The sequence below is a fragment of the Amycolatopsis sp. NPDC004625 genome, assembly GCF_040609695.1.
Lineage (GTDB): Bacteria > Actinomycetota > Actinomycetes > Mycobacteriales > Pseudonocardiaceae > Amycolatopsis.
On record NZ_JBEXKX010000017.1, the window covers coordinates 32594 to 49906 of the forward strand.

A 17313-nucleotide genomic window follows, 5' to 3' on the forward strand; every position below is an offset into this window, starting at 1 on the left:
GACGTCACTGCTCCGGACGAGTGTGGCCCAGGCCACTGGGTAACCGGATGGCATGCCGAACCGAGTCCTGATCAACCGCGACAGCAAGCCGATCCCGTGCGAGGAGTGCGGGCTGCCCGCGTTGCACGTCGCCCGCCTGGTGGCGGGCGACGGCACGCTGCTGGGCCGGACGATGGTCTGCACGGCCTGCCGACGGCACCGCTCGGAGGCCGACGCGGTCGCGATCCGGTAGCCGCCCGGTTCAGCGCTGTTCCAGCTGTTCCAGCAGCAGCCGCGCGGGCAGCGTCAGGGTGCCGAGACCGAGCCGGGCGGGCACGCCGTCCTCCTCGGCCGTCAGCAGCCGCTTCTCCAGCTTGTCGAGCAGCGCCCGGCACTCGTCAAGCTCGACCGGCTCCCCGACGAGAGCGACGGCCTGCACGGCTCCGGCCAGGTGGTGCATCAGGTCGGCGAGAAGGTCCCGCGCATCGGGCCAGGGGTACTCGAAGGGGTGCTTCCGGCGGCCCGCGGTGGTGCGCACGGCAGCGATCAGCTGCGACACGGCGGGCCACAGCCCCAGCAGCGTCCGCAGCGGCCGTTCGTGGTGCACCCCGGCGGTCGGCCGGCCCCGGCGGAGGTTCAGCCGCCGCCCTTCCCGGGTGAGCCCGACGGCCTCTTCGGCGGCCAGCACCTGGCTGCGCGCGTCCTGCGCCTGCGACAGCAGCGCACTGAGGTCTTCGGGCGGCTCGTCGCGCCGGACGAGGTCGGAGAGCGACTCGAGCAGCCCGGCCAGCGCGGTGGCGAGCCGCCCGGCCGCGGCGGCCAGCCGTTCGCCGTAGAGCGGCGGGAAGATCAGCGTGTTGACGGCGACGCCGATGGCCGCGCCCAATGCGGTTTCGAGGAGCCGGTCGCCGAGCAGGACGGGTTCGCGGGCGGTGCCGTAGGAGATCAGCAGCATCCCGGTGACCCCGACCCAGACCCCGGAACTCCCGAACCGCCGCCAGCTCCCGGCCAGCAACCCGACGAAAACGACGGCGGCGAGCGCGACGGCCTGCCACGGGATGAGCCGGGCGGCCACGGCGGCGAGGACGACCCCGGTGGCCACCGAGCCGACCTGCTGCAGCCAGCCCCGAAGCGACCGGTAGACGGTGGCTTCGACGAGGAAGACGGCGGCGTAGGGGGCGAGGAAGGGTTGCGGCAGGTGCAGGACGAGGGTGGCGAGCAGCCAGGCGGCCGAGGCGGCGAGGGTGGCTTTGGCGCTCTGGACGAGAACCCGCCGTTCCCGCCCGGGAATCCGGACGGCCCGCGCGAGCCAGCCGAACGGTGAGCGGTCGTGCCGCTCGGAGTCCGGGGCGGAGTGGGCGTGGTTCGGCTCGAGCGCCCGGACGGCCCGGGTGAGGACGGCCGACTTGCGCCGTTCCCCGCGGCTCGCGTCCCTCGCCGGCCCGGGGCCGCCGCCTCCGTGATGCTGCCCGATCATGCGGGCGGGGCGAGGTGCACGAGCTTCGTCTGGGTCATCTCGTCCAGCAGCTCCGGCCCGTACCCGTAGCCGTTGCCGCTGCGGCCGCGCGGGTGCGCCGCCCCGCCGGGCGCGCCGCCGAACACGTTGTTCACCTTCACCGTTCCCGCCGGGAGCTCGCGCCACGCCCGCTGGGCGTTCGCCATCGAGGCCGTCAGCACCGTCGCCGCCAGCCCGTACGAGCCCTTCGCCGCCTCCTCCAGCCCCGCGTCGAAGTTCGGGACCACCTGCACCGGTGCCACCGGGCCGAACGTCTCCTCGGCCATCACCCGCAACTCCGGCGTGCACCCCGTCAGCACCGTCGCCGGGTAGTGCGCCCCCGGGCCGTCCGGGACCGAACCGCCCGCCAGGAGCCGGGCCCCGCGTGAGACCGCGTCGGACACGTGCGAGTGCACGTGGTCCCGGTGGCGCCGGTCCACCAGCGGGGCCATCGTGCGCGACTCGGCCTCCTTCACCAGCGCCGCCAGGAACGGCTCCGCGACCGCCGAGCACACGTAGATCCGCTCCACCGCCACGCAGATCTGGCCCGAGTTGGCGAACGCGCCCAGCGCCGCCTGGCCGGCCGCCCACGCCGGGTCGACGTCCCCGTCGATCACCAGCGGATCGTTGCCGCCGTTCTCCAGCAGCGTCTTCGCGCCCGTCGCGGCCGCGCTCGCCGCGATCGACCGGCCGGTCGCCGTGCTGCCCACGTGCGCCACCACGTCGACGTCGTCGCGCATCGCCAGGATCGCGCCGACGCCACCGTCACCGTGGAGGGTCTGCAGCACCCCGCCCGGAACCACGCCACCGAGGACCTCGCCGAGCAGCTGTCCCGTATGCGGCGCGCGCTCGCTCGGCTTGTGCACCACCGTGTTGCCGGTGGCCAGCGCCGCGCCGAGCAGCCCGCAGGCCACCGCGACCGGGTCGTTCCACGGCGTGAGCGCCACGACGACGCCCCGCGGCTCGGGCACCATCAGGTCCGTCGCGCCGACGTCGCCGAGCAAGCTGCGGCCACGGTGGACCGGGCCGAGTTCGGCGTACTGGTCCAACGTGCCCGCACCGGCGAGCACTCCTTCGCGCGCTTCGTCCCGTGGGCGCCCTGTCTCCGCTTCGTTCGCCTTCGCCAGCTCGTCGGCGTGGGCGCGCAGCCGTTCGGCGGCGGTGTGCAGCAGCGCGCCGCGCTCGGCGGCCGGCGTCCGCGCCCACCGCGCCTTCGTCCGGTTCGCCAGCGCGAGCGCGGCGGCGATCTCGTCTTCGCCCGCGGCCGGCACACTGCCCACCACGCTGCCGTCGGCCGGGTTCCGGATTTCGATCGTCCCCGCGGTCATCCGCACCTCCTTAGTCGCCCGGCGGTTACCCGGGTCCGGGGGCTTCGACACGCCGTTTGATCACCTCGGCCGGGGGTATCCGCGCCGGGTGACTGCTTCGCTCGACTACACCGTGGTGATCCCCACGACGGGCCGGGAGACGCTTCGGCCACTGCTCGACACGCTGCTCGGCGGATCCGGCCCGCGGCCGGCGGAAATCCTCGTCGTCGACGACCGCCCCGGTGGCGCCGAACTGGCCGTCCCTGCCGGGGTGCGCGTGCTCCGCTCCGGCGGCCGCGGCCCGGCGGCGGCCCGGAACCTCGGCTGGCGCACGGCGAAGAGCGAGTGGATCGCCTTCGTCGACGACGACGTCGTGCTCGCCGCCGACTGGCCGCGCCAGCTCGCCGATGACCTCGCCGGCCTGCCCTCGGACGTCGCCGCATCTCAGGGCCGCATCACCGTTCCGCTGCCCGCGGACCGGCGGCCGGCCGACGACGAACGCAGCACCGCGGGCCTCGAGCGGGCGCGGTGGATCACCGCGGACATGGCGTACCGCCGGGCCGCGCTCGCCGAGGCGGGCGGGTTCGACGAACGGTTCCCGCGCGCGTTCCGCGAAGACTCCGACCTCGCGCTGCGCGTCGCCGAAGCCGGCCACCGGATCGACCAGGGCGAGCGGCTGACCACCCACCCGGCCCGGCGGGCCGGGTTCTTCCACAGCCTGAAAGCCCAGCGCGGCAACGCCGACAACGCGTTGATGCGGGCCAAGCACGGCGTGCTCTGGCGGCAGCGCACCGGCGCCGGGCCCGGCCGGCTCGGGCTGCACGCACTGTCCACAGTGGCCGGTCTGGCCGCGCTCACCCTGCCGCTGCTCAACCAGCGCGGCAAGGCCCTGCTCGCGGCCGGTGTCTGGGCCGGGCTGACGGCGGAGTTCGCCGGCCGCCGGATCCTGCCGGGCCCGCGGACGCCCCGCGAAGTGGCGCGCATGGTCGTCACCAGCGCCCTGATCCCGCCGGCCGCGTGCTACCACCGGCTGCGCGGGGAAGTCGCGGCCCGGCGGCCCCGGCCCCCGGTCGCGGTGCTGTTCGACCGGGACGACACGCTCATCGTCGACGTCCCCTACCTGAACGACCCGGACGGCGTCCGCCCGGTGCCCGGCGCCGTCGAACTCGTGCGGGGCCTGCGGGAGCGCGGGATTCCGGTCGGCGTGGTGAGCAACCAGTCCGGTGTCGCGAAAGGACTGATCTCGCCGGAGCAGCTCGACGCGGTGAACGCGCGCGTCCAGGAGCTCTTCGGGCCGTTCGGCACCTGGCAGGTCTGCGTCCACGACGACGGCGACGGCTGCGCGTGCCGCAAACCCGCGCCGGGCATGGTGTTGCGGGCCGCCGGGGAGCTCGGCGTCGATCCTGCGTCCTGTGTGGTCATCGGCGACACCGGCGCCGACGTCGACGCCGCCCTCGCCGCGGGCGCCCGCGCGGTGCTGGTGCCGACCGCCCGCACGCTGGAGCCGGAGATCGCCCGCGCCCGGCAGCACGCGGCCGTCGCCGGCGACCTGGCCGAGGCGCTGCGCGTCGCCGGGGTCGCCGGATGACCCGGGTGCTCGTCGCCCGCCAGGACAACCTGGGTGACGTCCTGCTCGCCGGGCCCTGCGTCCGCGCGGTCGCCGCGTCCGGGGCGCAGGTGACCCTGCTGACCGGACCGCACGGCCAGGCCGCCGGCGAACTCCTGCCGGGGGTCGGCGACGTGCTCACCTGGACGGCGCCGTGGATCGACCCCGAGCCGCCGCCGGTGACCGCCGAGGACACCGGCGCGTTCGTCGCCTCGATCCGGGCGCGGTCGTTCGACCGGGCGCTGGTCCTGACGTCGTTCCACCAGTCACCGCTGCCGCTCGCGCTGCTGCTGCGGCAGGCCGGGGTGCCGTGGATCGGCGCGATTTCCGAGGACTACCCGGGCAGCCTGCTCGACCTGCGCCACCGCGTCGACGGCGATCCGCCGGAGCCGCTCCGCATGCTGTCGCTCGCCGAAGCGGCCGGGTACGCGCTGCGGCCGGACGACCACGGCGCCCTGGCGCTGCGGCGGCCGCTGCCGGACACCGCCCAGCTCACCGGCGGCGGCCGGTACGTCGTGGTGCACCCGGCGGCGTCGGTCCCCGCCCGCCAGCCTTCGCCGTCGTGGAGCCGCGAGACCGTGCGCGCCCTGGCCGCCGACGGGCACCGGGTCCTCGTGACGGGTTCGCCGTCGGAACGCCTGCTGACGCAGGAGGTCGCCGGCACGGCCGCGGTCAACCTCGGCGGCCGGACGTCCCTGGCGGAACTGGCGGCGGTGCTGACCGGCGCGCAGGTCGTGGTGGCGCCCAACACGGGGCCCGCCCACCTCGCGGCGGCGGCGGGCACGCCGGTGGTGTCGCTGTTCGCCCCGGTGGTCCCGGCCGAGCGGTGGGCACCCTACGGCGTCCCCACGATCGTTCTCGGCGACCAGCAGGCGCCCTGCCGCGCCAGCCGCGCGAGGGTCTGCCCGGTTCCCGGCCACCCGTGCCTCGACACGATCGACCCCGCCGACGTCTGCCGCGCGGTGACGGCCCTCGCCCAGCCCGGCGCGGTGGCACCCGGGGACGCCGTCGTGAGCTCGCCGCGCTAGGCGCGCCGCTGCCGCCGATCTTCTTGTTTAGGCCCCGGGAGCGGTGGTAGCCGACGGGGAGATGCCCGTGTGGCGTTCCCCTGAGACCAGGGGCCCGCGTCCTGGCTGCAGGGACCGGCGCGGGTCCCGGCCACGGGCCGGACGGCGGCTCCCCCAGCCCGCCGTCCGGCCCTTCCCCCGTTTCCGGCCCGCTACGGCGGGTATCCGCGCGGCCGAGGAGAAGGAGGCACCCATGACGTCCGCCGAGACCCGCCCCCGGACCGCGGCGGCCTGGCTGCGCCCGGTCGTCGCCGTGCTCGGGCTGCTCTACCTCGCGCTGGGGATCGCCGGCTTCCTGACCCCGGAAACCGCCGCGGTCGGGCACGAACCGAGCCGGGCCGTGTGGATCTTCAGCGTGACGCCGGTGCTCAACCTGGTCCACGCGGCGGTCGGCGTGCTCGGCCTGCTCGCCGCGACCCGGCGCACCGGGGCGATCATCTACTGCTGGGTGCTGTTCGTCGGGTTCACCGGGATGACCGCCTACGGGATCCTGGCGACCACGGTCGTCAACCCCGAAGACCCGATCAACCTGAACTGGGCCGGCAACGCGCTGCACGGGCTGACCGCGATCGCCGGGCTGGTGCTCGGGATCGTCGCCGCCCGGTCCGTCAACCGGGCGCCGCGCGCTAGCTCGTTTCGCCGGCCGGGCACCGGGTAGCCGGGGAGGAACACCGCGTGAAGGAGGTACTCATGCACCGCGAAAGCGACCAGCACTCACCGCGGGAGGACGACGCGCAGAAGGCCGAGCTGCGCGGGGTCCTGCAGGGCAACGGCCCGGCCCACGCCGAAGACTGGCGCGACCCCGAACTCCCGGCCGACGACGAGACCGACGTCCCACCCCCGGGCGGCGGCGCATGACCGCGGGCGTGGAGCGGCGCACAGTGGTCGTGCACCACCGCCTCCACGCGGACTTCGCCGTGCCGTTCCCGTGGCTGCACCGCCTGCTGGGCCCGGGCAGCGGCCTGGAGCTCGACACCGGCGGCCTGCGGGTCCGGTTCGGGCCGTGGCTCGTCGAGACGCCGCTGGACAACCTCACCGGCGCGGAAGCGACCGGCCCGTACAGCGCCTTCCGAAGCCTCGGCGTCCGCCTTTCGCTCGCCGACCGCGGCCTCACGTTCGGCACGACGACCCGCGGCGGCGTGTGCCTGCGGTTCCGGGAACCCGTCGCGGGGATCGACCCGTGGGGCCGCATCCGCCACCCGGGGCTCACCGTGACGGTTTCCGAACCGGAACTCGTGGCGGAAGCGATCAACAAAATCGTGGCGGCGTCGTGACCGCGGCCCGCATGCTGGCGGTGGCGGTCGACTGCCACAAGCCGGACCTGCTGGCCGGGTTCTGGGCGGCGGCGCTCGGCAACGGGAAGACCCGCACGTGGACCGACTCCCACGGCACGGAGTACCGACAAGTCGACTTCGAGGCGGGTCCGGCGCTGCTCCTCCAGCCGGTGCCGGAAGAAAAGGTGGCCAAGAACCGCCTGCACCTGCCGCCGCGGTGAGTCAGGGGTGGCCTACGGGGTCGCCGGCGTAGGAGGCCAGGCGGTCGTCGAAGCCGTCCGTGGCGCCGGGTCTGCGGAAGTCCGGTGGATCCGGCCGTCCTGGGTACTCCTCGCGGTACAGGTCCTTCACGAACGCTTCGACGGCCTCCGGTGACGGCAGGACGTCCTGGCCGAGGTAGGCCAGCACGATCACCTCGTCGCCGGTCGCCGACTCGACGGCTGCGGCCCAGCCGTCCTGCTCGTCCCACAGCAGCGCCGTCTCGTGGTCCGGGAACCGGGTGAGCCGCCGCTCCAAGGCGACGTACGCGCCGGCCGGGACGTCCACTTCGCAGAACCAGGCGGGCGCGTCCAGCTTGGCCGCCACGGCCAGCAGGTACTGCCGCAGGCCGCGCGCCGCCGAGCCGAGCCCGTCCCGTTCGATCATCCCTCACCCGCTTCTCCGGTCGTGCCCCTGACGGGTGATACCCCGTCACCCACCCGGTCAATCCGGGGTGCCCCGGGCGGCGGTGAGCAGGGCCAGGACGTCGGCGTCACTCGTCTGGCGGAAATCGGCGTACCACTGGCCGACCGCGCGAAAACCCGGCGGCTCGGCCACGCAGACGACGTCGTCGGCTTCGGCGCGGATCCGGTCGGCCACGCCCGGGGCCGCGACCGGCGTGGCGAAGACCAGGGTGCGCGGGCCGGCCGCCCGGACGTCACGCAGCGCCGCCGTCGCCGTCACGCCGGTCGCCAGCCCGTCGTCGACGAGGATGACGTCACGGCCGGCGAGGACGGCGGGCGGGCGGCCGATGCGGTAACGCGCGAGCCGGCGGCGCGCCTCCGCCCGCTCCCGGGCTTCGGTCCGCACCATTCGCGCGGCGGTCAGTTCGAGCGCGTGCAGGGCGGCCTCGTCGTAGATCGCCGGGCCGTCCGCGGTCACCGCACCGACGCCGTACTCGCGGCGGCGCGGGGCGCCGATCTTGCGCGCGACCGCGACGTCCAGGCCGGCGCCGAGCCGCCGGGCGACGACCGCGGCCACCGGCACCCCGCCCCGGGCCAGCCCGAGCACGAGCGGGTCGACCCAGGTGCGGAACAGCTCGTCCGCGAGGCAGCGGCCGCCGTCGGCCCGGTCGGCGAAAATCCGCGGACGCGCGGGCATCAGGTCACGGGCGCCACTCGTCGCGCCAGTCGGGGTGCGCCTCGTACACGGACGCGATCAGCTTGACGGAGGCGTCGTCGTGGACGTCGCGGATCTCCCGGCGCAGGAACTCGGCCTTCTCGGCGAACGGCACCGGGTGCCGGTCCTCCATCGCCTCGACCGGCCCGCCGGCCAGCAGCAGCCCGTCCTCGTCGTCGGCGTACATGATCCGCAGCCGTCCGCGCCGTTCGGCCTCGTCGATCAGCGGCAGCTCCCCCGCCCGGACGCGCTCTTCGTCCTCCGCGAGCCGGGCCAGCACGAATTCGTCGAGCTTCGCGGTCGTGGTGTCGTCGAGATTCGTCATGCGCCCGGAATACCCGCCCGACCGCGCCGCCACACGGAAATCTGTCCGGAACCTGTCCCAGCAAAGGACTGGACCACTAATATCAGTCGATCACAATGGGGAGCATCGCCCTTCAGCGCGGAAGGTGACCGATGCACATCCTCGTTCCTCTGCTGACCTTCGTCCTGGCCGCCACCCCGGCGCCGACACCCACGCCGACACCCACGCCGTCGGCCGCACCGCTCGCGACGATCTGCAACAAGTACTGCGACGCGCGGGATCCCGCGTCGTCGCCCGGCGACCGCGAAGGCGCCTCGGCCGGCGTCGGCGGCCGGCGGATTTCCCTGCACCTCGACGACGGTGACGCCATGGGCTGGGCGGCGATCACCGGCGGGGCGGCCGGCGACCACGTCTGGCTGGACCGCTCGTTCGACGCCGGGCGCACGTGGGCGTCGGGCAGCAAGCTCGGCGACACCGCCACCCCGGCGGGCGCGACCGGCTGGCGGACCCTGATGTACAACGCCGACGACTGGGCGAACCGGGGCGTCGGCCTGCTGCGCGCGTGCGGGCAGCCCGCGGGTTCGGGGAGCATCGCCTGCACCGGCTGGGCGCGCCCGACGTGGAACGCCTGGGACCGCCGTACCGCGGCCGCCACGGCGCTGATGGAGCGCTACAACCTCGGCACCGGCCTCTTCGACACGACCGGGTGGTGGAATTCGGCCAACGCGCTGACCGCGCTCATCGACAACGTCCGGATCAGCGGCATGGGCAGCTACCGCTACGCGATCGACACGACGTACACGAAGAACCTTTCGGCGCAGGGCGGCAGTTTCCGCAACGACTACCTGGACGACACCGGGTGGTGGGGCCTGGCGTGGGTGGACGCGTACGACCTCACCGGCGACAGCCGGTACCTGACCACCGCCCGCGCCGACGCCGACCACATGTACGCCTACTGGGACGGCGTCTGCGGCGGCGGGGTCTGGTGGAGCACGAGCCGCACCTACAAGAACGCGATCCCGAACTCGCTGTACGTCCAGCTGAACGCGGCCCTGCACAACCGCATCCCGGGTGACACGGCGTACCTGGCGCGGGCCCGGGCCGGGTGGAGCTGGTTCTCGGGCAGCGGCATGATCAACGGCTCGAACCTGGTCAACGACGGGCTGACCACGTCGACCTGCGCGAACAACGGGCAGGCGGTCTGGTCGTACAACCAGGGCGTGCCGCTGGCGGCGCTGGCGGAGCTGCACCGCGCGACCGGCGACGCGGCCCTGCTGACGAAGGCCCGCGCGATGGCGAACGCGTCGACGGCGAACGGGGCCCTCAACCCGGGCGGCATCCTCCGCGACCCGGGCGAGGCGGCGGGCGGCGGCGGTGCGGACGGCCCGACGTTCAAGGGCGTGTACGCCCGCGACCTGGCCGTGCTGAACGCGGCCCTCCCGGACCGCCCGTACACGGCCTACCTGCAGCGCCAGGCGAACTCGGCGTACGCCACCGACCGCACCAGCGCGGACGCCTACGGCCTGCTGTGGGCCGGCCCGTTCGACCAGGCCGACGCGGCCCGCCAGCAGAGCGCCCTGGACCTGATGAACGCAGCCCCGTGACCGGCCCCTCGTGAGTGGTAAGGCGCGTTAGAACGCGCCTTACCACTCACGAGCGTCAGAGCGTTTTCTCCAGGCGGCCGGCCAGGAGCTTGATGAACCGGGACGGGTCGGCGAGTTCGCCGCCCTCGGCCAGCAACGCCATGCCGTACAACAGCTCGGCCGTCTCGGCCAGGCCTTCGTCGTCCGGGCGGGCGGTGTGGGCCTCGCGCAGGCCCGTCACCAGCGCGTGTTCCGGGTTGAGCTCCAGGATGCGCTTGATCGGCGGCAGCTCCTGCCCCATCGCCCGGTACATCTTCTCCAGCGTCGGGGTCAGGTCGTGGGTGTCGCCGACGATGCAGGCGGGCGACGTCGTCAGCCGCGACGACAGGCGCACCTCCTTGACCGTCTCGCCCAGGGCTGTGCCCATCCAGGTCAGCAGGCCTTCGAAGTCCTTGTTCTGCTGTTCACGGGCGACCTCGGTGGCCTTCTTGTCCTCTTCCGATTCGAGGTCGACCTGGCCCTTCGCGATCGACTGGAACTGCTTGCCGTCGAAGCCCGGCACCGAGTCGACCCACATCTCGTCGATCGGGTCGGTCAGCACCAGCACCTCGAAGCCCTTGGCGCGGAACGCCTCCATGTGCGGCGAGTTCTCGATCGCCGAGCGCGACTCGCCGGTCATGAAGTAGATGTGTTCCTGGCCGTCCTTCATCCGCGAGACGTAGTCCCGCAGCGACGTCGGCTTCTCGCTGTCGTGCGTCGTCGCGAACGAGGAGATCTCGAGGATGGCTTCGCGGTTCTCGAAGTCGTCGAGCAGGCCCTCCTTGACCGCGCGGCCGAACTCGCGCCAGAACGTCGCGTACTTCTCGGCGTCGGCGGTCATCATCGTCTTGACCGTCGACAGGACCTTCTTCACCAGGCGGCGGCGGATCAGCTGGATCTGCCTGTCCTGCTGGAGGATCTCCCGCGACACGTTGAGCGAGAGGTCCTGCGCGTCGACCACGCCCTTGACGAACCGCAGGTATTCGGGGACCAGCGATTCGCAGTCGTCCATGATGAAGACGCGCTTGACGTAGAGCTGCACGCCCCGCTTGCGCTCGCGCAGGAACAGGTCCATCGGCGCGTGCGAGGGCAGGAACAGCAGCGCCTGGTACTCGAACGTCCCCTCGGCCTGCAGCCGGATCGTCTCGAGGGGGTCCTGCCAGTCGTGGCTGACGTGCTTGTAGAACTCGTGGTACTCGTCCTCGGTGACCTCGCTCGACGAGCGCGCCCACAGCGCCTTCATCGAGTTGACCGTCTCGGCCTCCTCGCCCTCGCCCGCCATCCGGATGGGCCAGGTGATGAAGTCGGAGTACTTCTTGACGATCTCGCGGATCTTCGCCGCGGACGTGTAGTCGTAGAGGTGGTCCTCGGTGTCCTCGGGCTTGAGGTGCAGCGTGACCGCGGTGCCCTGGGGCGCGTCTTCGACCGGCTGGATCGTGTACGTGCCTTCGCCGCTCGACTCCCAGCGCACGCCTTCGGCCGTGCCCGCGCGGCGCGTCACGAGGGTGACCTTGTCCGCGACCATGAAGCTCGCGTAGAACCCGACGCCGAACTGCCCGATCAGGTCCTGCGAGGCCGCCGCGTCCTTCGCCTCCTTCAGCTTGGTCAGGAAGTCGGCGGTGCCGGACTTGGCGATCGTCCCGATCAGGGCGACGACCTCCTCGCGGGTCATGCCGATGCCGTTGTCCCGGACCGTCAGGGTCCGCGCTTCGGCGTCGGTCTCGAGCGCGATGTGCAGGTCGGCCGTGTCCGCCTCGAGGTCCTTGTCGCGGTACGACTCCAGCCGCAGCTTGTCGAGGGCGTCGGAGGCGTTGGACACCAGCTCCCGCAGGAACGTGTCCTTGTTCGAATAGATCGAATGGATCATCAGCTGGAGCAGCTGACGCGCTTCCGACTGGAACTCCAGCGTCTCGATCGGGGCAGTCACTTCCATTCCCTTCCGCGTGTCCGGTGGCCGTCGTTGGGTCGATCCTACCGAGCGGGTCCGACCGTTCCGACCGCGCACTTTATGAACGCAATCTCGGACCGCCGCGCTCCCGGTGTGATGCTGGCCACGCCCCGCTGCCGATCAAGGAGGATCGAGTGCCCGGACGCTTGCCCCGCTGGGCGGCCACGTTCGCCGCGGCCTGTGCCCTGACCACCGCCTTCGCCGCGCCCGCCGCCGCGGCGGGCGTCGCCGACCACCCCGTCCGCACCACCGGCTGCGGGCGTCCCGCGGGCTTCCCGGCCGGGGTGACGACCACCCGGCACGTCACCTCGGGCGGCCTCGACCGCGAGTACACCGTCCACCTGCCCGCGCGCTACGACCCGCACCGGCCGTACCCGCTGCTGCTGTCGTTCCACGGGCACAAGCGGACGTCCCAGTACCAGGAGGAGCTGTCGGGGTTCTCGGCACTGGACGCGATCGCCGTCTACCCGCAGGGCCTGATCGGCACCGACGGCGAGTCCGCGTGGACCGGGGCGCCGTATTCGGCCGCGGCGGACGACGTCCTGTTCACCAGCGACCTGCTGAATGCCCTGCAGCGCACGCTGTGCGTCGACGCCGGCCGGATCTACGCCGCCGGCAAGTCCAACGGCGGCGGGTTCGTCGGCGTGCTGGCCTGCCGCCTCGGCGGCCGGATCGCCGCGTTCGCCCCGGTTTCGGGCGCGTTCTACCCGCAGGGCGGCGCCTGCACGCCCCGCCGCCCGGTGCCGGTCCTCGACTTCCACGGCACGGCCGACACGACCATCCCGTACACCGGCAACCCGGCGAAGGGCCTGCCCGCGATCCCGGACTGGCTCGCCGGATGGTCCGAAAGGGACGGTTGCCGGGCGGCACCGGTGTCGTGGACGCCGGTCGCCGGGGTGGTCGCCGAGAAGTGGCTCGGCTGCGACCGCCGGGGCGCCCTCGAGCACTACCGCGTCGAAGGCGCCGGGCACGTCTGGCCCAGCACCCGGCCCAACAACGACTCCGCGACGCCGGCGGTGATCGACGCGACGCCGGTCATCTGGCGGTTCTTCCGCGCGCATCCCCTGCGGTGAAACACGATTGACGCAGGTCAAGCCGCTCGGCGACGATGATTTCCCCCGCGGGAGACCCCCGTCTCCCCATCGTCGCAGAGGAGTGCGCTGTGAAGGTGCTCGTCCTGAACGCCGGCTACGAGCCGCTGCAGACCGTTTCGGTGCCGCACGCGATCCGCATGCTCGTGCGGCACGTCGCCGAGATCCACGAGGCCGAGGAGGGCCTCGCCTACGGGCTGTTCCCGCGCCCGAAGATCGTGCGGTTACTGCGTTACGTCGTCATGAAGTGGCGATATACGCAGCCGCCGCGCTGGTCCCGGCGCGGCGTGCTGACCCGGGACGGCCACCGCTGCGCGTACTGCGGCGCGAAGGCGACGACCATCGACCACGTGACGCCGCTGAGCCGCGGCGGCGCCCGGACCGACTGGCTCAACACGGTCGCCGCCTGCGGCGGCACCGCCCGCAGCTGCAACGCCCGCAAGGCGGACAAGCTGCCGGCGGAGGCGGGGATGAAGCTGCGCTTCACCCCGTACGTCCCGGCGTGGGACCAGCTGCACCGGCCCGGCGCGTGAGCGCGGCCTGTCCGTCGGCACACCGGCGGGCAGGCCGTTAGGCTCGAACCGAACGTCGCCCGCATCCGTGTGTTCCGGGGGAAGCCGGGAGGTCGTCGTGACCGACGCAGGAGAGCTGGTCGCCGGGCGCTACCGGCTGGCGGCGAAGATCGGCCAGGGGTCGATGGGCGTCGTCTGGCGCGCCCGCGACGAGCGCCTCGACCGGGTCGTCGCGGTCAAGCAGCTGGACTACGACGCGGCCATCGGGCCGGCCGCCGGTGCGCAGGCGGCCCAGCGCGCGCTGCGCGAAGCCCGGCTGACCGCGCGGCTGCGGCACCCGCACGCGATCACGGTGCACGACGTCGTCGAGGCGCCCGGCGGGCCCTACCTGGTCATGGAGTACCTGCCGTCGCGCAGCCTGGCGGAGCTGCTGCTCGACCGGGAGACGCTGCCGGCCGAGGAGCTGGCGCGCATCGGCCTGCAGGTGGCGTCGGCGCTCGCCGCCGCGCACGCGGAGGGTGTCGTGCACCGCGACGTCACCCCCGCCAACGTCCTGCTCGGGGAGTCCGGCGTCGCCAAGATCGCCGACTTCGGCATCTCGCGGGCGACCGGCGAAGGCACGGTGACCGGCGGCGGCTTCATCGCGGGCACACCGGCCTACCTGGCGCCCGAAGTCGCCGGCGGCCACGAAGCCGGGTTCCCGGCGGACGTCTTTTCCCTGGGCGCCACGCTCTACCGGGCCCTGGAAGGCACGCCGCCCTTCGGCAACGACGACAACGCGATCACGCTGCTCCTGCGCATCGCGAAGGAGGACGTCGCCCCGCCGCGCCACGGCGGCCCGCTCGCCGAGGTCCTCACCCGGATGTTGCAGCGCGATCCCGAAGCGCGCCCGGCGATGGCGGAGGTCCAGGAGCTGTTCGAAGCGGTCACCGGCGGCCGTCCGCTGCCCCCGCCGCGCCCGCGGCCGCGCGCCGGAACGCGGCTGCTGCGCGTCCGCCGTCCCCGGCGCCGGCTGGTCCTGGCGGGCGTCGCGGGCGCAGTGCTGCTGGCGCTTGGCGTGGTGATCGGCACGGTGATCGTCCCGGACGGCACGCCCGTGGCCGCGCCGGTGCCGTCGGCCGCCCCGTCCTCGACGCCGCCGGTGCCCGCCCCCACGACCCCGGCCGACCTGGGCTGCGCGGCGCGGTACGAGGTGACGAACTCCTGGCCCGGCGGCTACCAGGTGCTGGTGACGGTCCGCAACGACCGCGAAGCCGGCCTGTCGGGCTGGCGCGTCCGCTGGACGCTGCCCGCCGGCCACCGCATCACGGGCCTGTGGAACGGGACCTTCACGGTCGACGGGTCCACGGTGACGGTCGACAACGCCGCCTGGAACGCGAAGCTCGACGCGGACGGGACGACGACGTTCGGGCTGATCGCCCTGACGCAGAACGGAAGCGGCGACGCCCGCCCGGCCGTCACCTGCCGGACGCTCTGACTCTCCGTCGCTGGTCCGATCAGGGCAATTCGCGGGAGATCGCGGACCGGCCTCAACGGTTCGGACCGCCGGCCCGTCGGAAGTGGTGATCAACCACCACACGGAGGTGCCAGTGCGAAGAAGTCTCACGGTTTTCGCGGTGCTGCTCGCCGGTTCGGCCGGCCTGGCCGGGCTCGCCCCGCCGGCCGCGCTCGCCGCCGGGCCGGCCCCGGGGACCGCCACCCTGATCACCGGCGACCGGGTCACCGTCCGGACCGCCGCGGACGGCCGGGACACGTTCGAAATCCAGCCGGCCGCGGCCAAGGGCATGGCGCGGGCGCTGGTGCACCTGCGGCTCGGCGGCCGGGACTACGAGGTCCCCGGCACCGCGCTCCCCTACCTCGGGCGCGGGCTCGACCTGAGCCTGTTCGACGTCAAGGCGCTGCTGGCGGGCGCGAAGAACCCGGCCGGCACCGCGACCTTCGGTGCCGCGCTGGCGAAACAGTTCAAAGAGGACAACGCACGGGGGCGCTTCGGCGGGCAAGGGCTCTTCGCGAACGGGACGCGGTACGCGCTCGCCGGCGCGCCGCAGCGGCAGGCCGTCGGGTCGCGGTCGGTGATGCGGACGGTGTCCGTCGACGCCACCGACATCGCGGGCAAACCCGCCGACACCGGCATCGCGTTCCTCTACAACACCGACGACGGCACCACCCTCGCCGCCGACGAGAACTTCAACTACTTTTCCGGTGGCACGGCCAAGTTCAGCGTGCCGGACGGCAACTACAGCGCGCTGGGCGTGTTCTGGACGACCGACGCCGACGGCAACCCGACCGAGCTGCGGTTCAGCGCGCAGCCGGAGTTCGCGGTGCGGGCGGACGCGGCCGTCCGCGTCGACGCGAAACGCGCGTCGAGCAAGCTGGCCTGGGTGACCCCGCGGCCGGCGCTGCTCGACGACACCGGGTTCCTCTTCCGCCGGGCCGCGAAGACCGGCCCGGCGCTGGTCGTCGACTTCGACGCCGGGCCGGGCGTGCCGATTGCGGTGTCGCCGACCGCCGTCCCGGTCCGCACCGGGGCGCTGCAGACGTACCCGTACAGCAGGCTCGTGTCCCCGCCGGGGCCCGGCACGCCGTACGAATACGTGCTGCAGAAGGCCAGCACCGGCACGATTCCGCAGCAGCGGTACGTGATCACGGCGAAGGACGTCGCCGCGGTGGACGCCACCTACTACAGCGAATACAGCTCCGCAGGCCTGCGGCAGCGCAGCGGCATGTTCACCTTCGAGGACGGCGGCGGCCGGCCGTCGCACCCGATCGACCTGCCGCGGAAGCAGACCGAGTACGTCTCGGCGGCGCCGGACCTGGTGTGGTTCGGCGGTGTCGCGAAGTACGTGCTGCCCGGCCCCTTCCCCGGCTGGGCCGGCGGCCAGTACGAGGCCTTCCACGGCTACCGGGGCGGCTCGTCGGTGACCGAAGGCTGGAACCGCTTCCCGCTGCACCCCGCGGGCGCGGTGGCGCTGCAGGCCGACCCCACCGTCTACACCCTGCCGGCCGCGACGCGGGCCGGTGACCTGCTGCGGTTCTCGATCACGCCGTTCAGCGACAACCAGCCGGGCCACACCGGGTTCGGCTACTACGGCGAGTCGCGGGACACCGTCACCGGGCACTACCGCCTCACCCAGGACGGCACCACCCTCACCGAGGGCACGCCGACGGGCGGCGGCTTCGAAGCCGCCTTCCAGCAGGAGGCCGGCCCGGGGCCCGCGACGCTCGGGCTCACCGTCGACGCCGGGCGCACCGGGCCGATGTACCACCAGAGCACCGCGAGCCACACCGAGTGGACGTGGAAGTCGCAGCACGTCGAAGGCGGCCGGCTGCCGCCCGCGTTGTACTGCGCCCGCGGCGACGACGGCCCGGACCGCGCCTGTGCGGTCGAGCCGCTGCTGACGCTGCAGTACGCCGTCGGCGGGCTGCGGCCGGACGGGTCCACCCCGAGCGGCCCGCAGAGCCTGGACCTCACGGTCGGGCACCTGCAGCAGAGCACCCCGTCGGCCGTCACCGGCGCGACCGTGCAGTACTCGACCGACGGCACGACCTGGCTGGACGCGACCGTCACCGCGCGCGGCGACGGCGTCTTCCACGCGGCCTTCCCGGCGACCACGGAGGCGTTCCGGGGCACGGACGTCTCGTTGCGGGTCACCGCGTCCGACGCCGCCGGGGCGACGATCACCGAGAGTGTCACGGCTGCCTACCACGTCTACCTGTCCTGAAGGGAGTGT

Annotated in this window: 18 protein-coding genes; 12 read left to right on the forward strand and 6 right to left on the reverse strand. The window is 73.6% G+C overall.

Features of this window, described 5'->3' with window-relative positions; translation table 11 throughout:
- Positions 1 to 52: 52 nt before the first annotated feature.
- The gene (locus tag ABZW17_RS21040; protein ID WP_354816421.1) at positions 53 to 232 is read left to right on the forward strand and encodes a hypothetical protein; all 180 of its coding nucleotides are present in this window, start codon (positions 53 to 55) and stop codon (positions 230 to 232) included.
- 9 nt (positions 233 to 241) lie between these two features.
- Here the strand turns inward: ABZW17_RS21040 and ABZW17_RS21045 are convergent, their stop codons facing one another.
- Together ABZW17_RS21045 and ABZW17_RS21050 are read right to left on the reverse strand one after the other, a co-directional pair.
- Complete coding sequence (locus tag ABZW17_RS21045) at positions 242 to 1456, reverse strand: FUSC family protein (RefSeq protein WP_354816424.1); 1215 nt, start codon at positions 1454 to 1456, stop codon at positions 242 to 244.
- Complete coding sequence (locus tag ABZW17_RS21050) at positions 1453 to 2802, reverse strand: aldehyde dehydrogenase family protein (RefSeq protein WP_354816427.1); 1350 nt, start codon at positions 2800 to 2802, stop codon at positions 1453 to 1455. Before ABZW17_RS21050 ends, ABZW17_RS21045 begins: the two co-directional genes overlap by 4 nt.
- An 88-nt stretch (positions 2803 to 2890) precedes the next feature.
- Here ABZW17_RS21050 and ABZW17_RS21055 point away from each other — a divergent pair, with 88 nt between their 5' ends.
- The 6 genes from ABZW17_RS21055 to ABZW17_RS21080 all read left to right on the forward strand — a co-directional run bounded on the left by ABZW17_RS21055 (position 2891) and on the right by ABZW17_RS21080 (position 6949).
- Positions 2891 to 4369 (forward strand): HAD-IIIA family hydrolase, encoded by a 1479-nt coding sequence (locus ABZW17_RS21055; RefSeq protein ID WP_354816430.1) that lies wholly within the window; start codon positions 2891 to 2893, stop codon positions 4367 to 4369.
- Positions 4366 to 5415, forward strand: a complete 1050-nt coding sequence (locus ABZW17_RS21060) for a glycosyltransferase family 9 protein (RefSeq protein WP_354816433.1) — start codon at positions 4366 to 4368, stop codon at positions 5413 to 5415. Before ABZW17_RS21055 ends, ABZW17_RS21060 begins: the two co-directional genes overlap by 4 nt.
- 232 nt (positions 5416 to 5647) lie before the next feature.
- A complete protein-coding gene (locus ABZW17_RS21065) occupies positions 5648 to 6112 on the forward strand; it encodes a DUF4383 domain-containing protein (RefSeq protein WP_354816436.1) in 465 nt (154 codons plus the stop codon).
- 32 nt (positions 6113 to 6144) lie between these two features.
- Positions 6145 to 6312, forward strand: a complete 168-nt coding sequence (locus ABZW17_RS21070) for a hypothetical protein (RefSeq protein ID WP_354816439.1) — start codon at positions 6145 to 6147, stop codon at positions 6310 to 6312.
- Positions 6309 to 6728: a hypothetical protein gene (locus ABZW17_RS21075; RefSeq protein WP_354816442.1), complete on the forward strand. Its 420-nt coding sequence runs from the start codon at positions 6309 to 6311 to the stop codon at positions 6726 to 6728. Before ABZW17_RS21070 ends, ABZW17_RS21075 begins: the two co-directional genes overlap by 4 nt.
- On the forward strand, positions 6725 to 6949 hold the full coding sequence (locus ABZW17_RS21080; protein ID WP_354816445.1) for a VOC family protein: 225 nt from the start codon (positions 6725 to 6727) through the stop codon (positions 6947 to 6949). The genes ABZW17_RS21075 and ABZW17_RS21080 overlap by 4 nt, the downstream gene beginning before the upstream one ends.
- Position 6950: 1 nt before the next feature.
- On the opposite strand, the gene ABZW17_RS21085 is transcribed toward ABZW17_RS21080, so the two are convergent.
- The 3 genes from ABZW17_RS21085 to ABZW17_RS21095 are packed head-to-tail and all read right to left on the reverse strand — an operon-like array spanning position 6951 to position 8430.
- On the reverse strand, positions 6951 to 7373 hold the full coding sequence (locus tag ABZW17_RS21085) for a DUF6292 family protein (protein WP_354816448.1): 423 nt from the start codon (positions 7371 to 7373) through the stop codon (positions 6951 to 6953).
- Between the two features lie 57 nt (positions 7374 to 7430).
- Entirely contained in the window at positions 7431 to 8087 is a 657-nt protein-coding gene (locus ABZW17_RS21090) for a phosphoribosyltransferase family protein (RefSeq protein ID WP_354816451.1), read from the reverse strand.
- A 4-nt stretch (positions 8088 to 8091) separates the two neighbouring features.
- A complete protein-coding gene (locus ABZW17_RS21095) occupies positions 8092 to 8430 on the reverse strand; it encodes a hypothetical protein (protein ID WP_354816454.1) in 339 nt (112 codons plus the stop codon).
- A 131-nt stretch (positions 8431 to 8561) separates the two neighbouring features.
- Here ABZW17_RS21095 and ABZW17_RS21100 point away from each other — a divergent pair, with 131 nt between their 5' ends.
- Positions 8562 to 10013: a glycoside hydrolase family 76 protein gene (locus tag ABZW17_RS21100; protein ID WP_354816457.1), complete on the forward strand. Its 1452-nt coding sequence runs from the start codon at positions 8562 to 8564 to the stop codon at positions 10011 to 10013.
- Positions 10014 to 10068: 55 nt separating this feature from the next.
- Here ABZW17_RS21100 and htpG read toward each other — a convergent pair whose 3' ends face one another.
- Positions 10069 to 11958 carry a molecular chaperone HtpG gene (gene htpG / locus ABZW17_RS21105; RefSeq protein ID WP_354816460.1) on the reverse strand — a complete coding sequence of 630 codons (1890 nt, stop codon included), beginning with the start codon at positions 11956 to 11958 and terminating at the stop codon, positions 10069 to 10071.
- Positions 11959 to 12113: 155 nt separating this feature from the next.
- Between htpG and ABZW17_RS21110 the strand changes: the two genes are divergently transcribed.
- The 4 genes from ABZW17_RS21110 to ABZW17_RS21125 all read left to right on the forward strand — a co-directional run bounded on the left by ABZW17_RS21110 (position 12114) and on the right by ABZW17_RS21125 (position 17304).
- Positions 12114 to 13052, forward strand: coding sequence for a ferulic acid esterase (locus tag ABZW17_RS21110; protein ID WP_354816463.1), 939 nt, complete (start codon positions 12114 to 12116; stop codon positions 13050 to 13052).
- An 89-nt stretch (positions 13053 to 13141) separates the two neighbouring features.
- Positions 13142 to 13603, forward strand: a complete 462-nt coding sequence (locus ABZW17_RS21115; protein ID WP_354816466.1) for an HNH endonuclease — start codon at positions 13142 to 13144, stop codon at positions 13601 to 13603.
- A gap of 97 nt (positions 13604 to 13700) precedes the next feature.
- Positions 13701 to 15059: a protein kinase gene (locus ABZW17_RS21120; RefSeq protein ID WP_354816469.1), complete on the forward strand. Its 1359-nt coding sequence runs from the start codon at positions 13701 to 13703 to the stop codon at positions 15057 to 15059.
- A 112-nt stretch (positions 15060 to 15171) separates the two neighbouring features.
- Positions 15172 to 17304, forward strand: coding sequence for a hypothetical protein (locus ABZW17_RS21125; protein WP_354816472.1), 2133 nt, complete (start codon positions 15172 to 15174; stop codon positions 17302 to 17304).
- Positions 17305 to 17313: the final 9 nt, after the last annotated feature.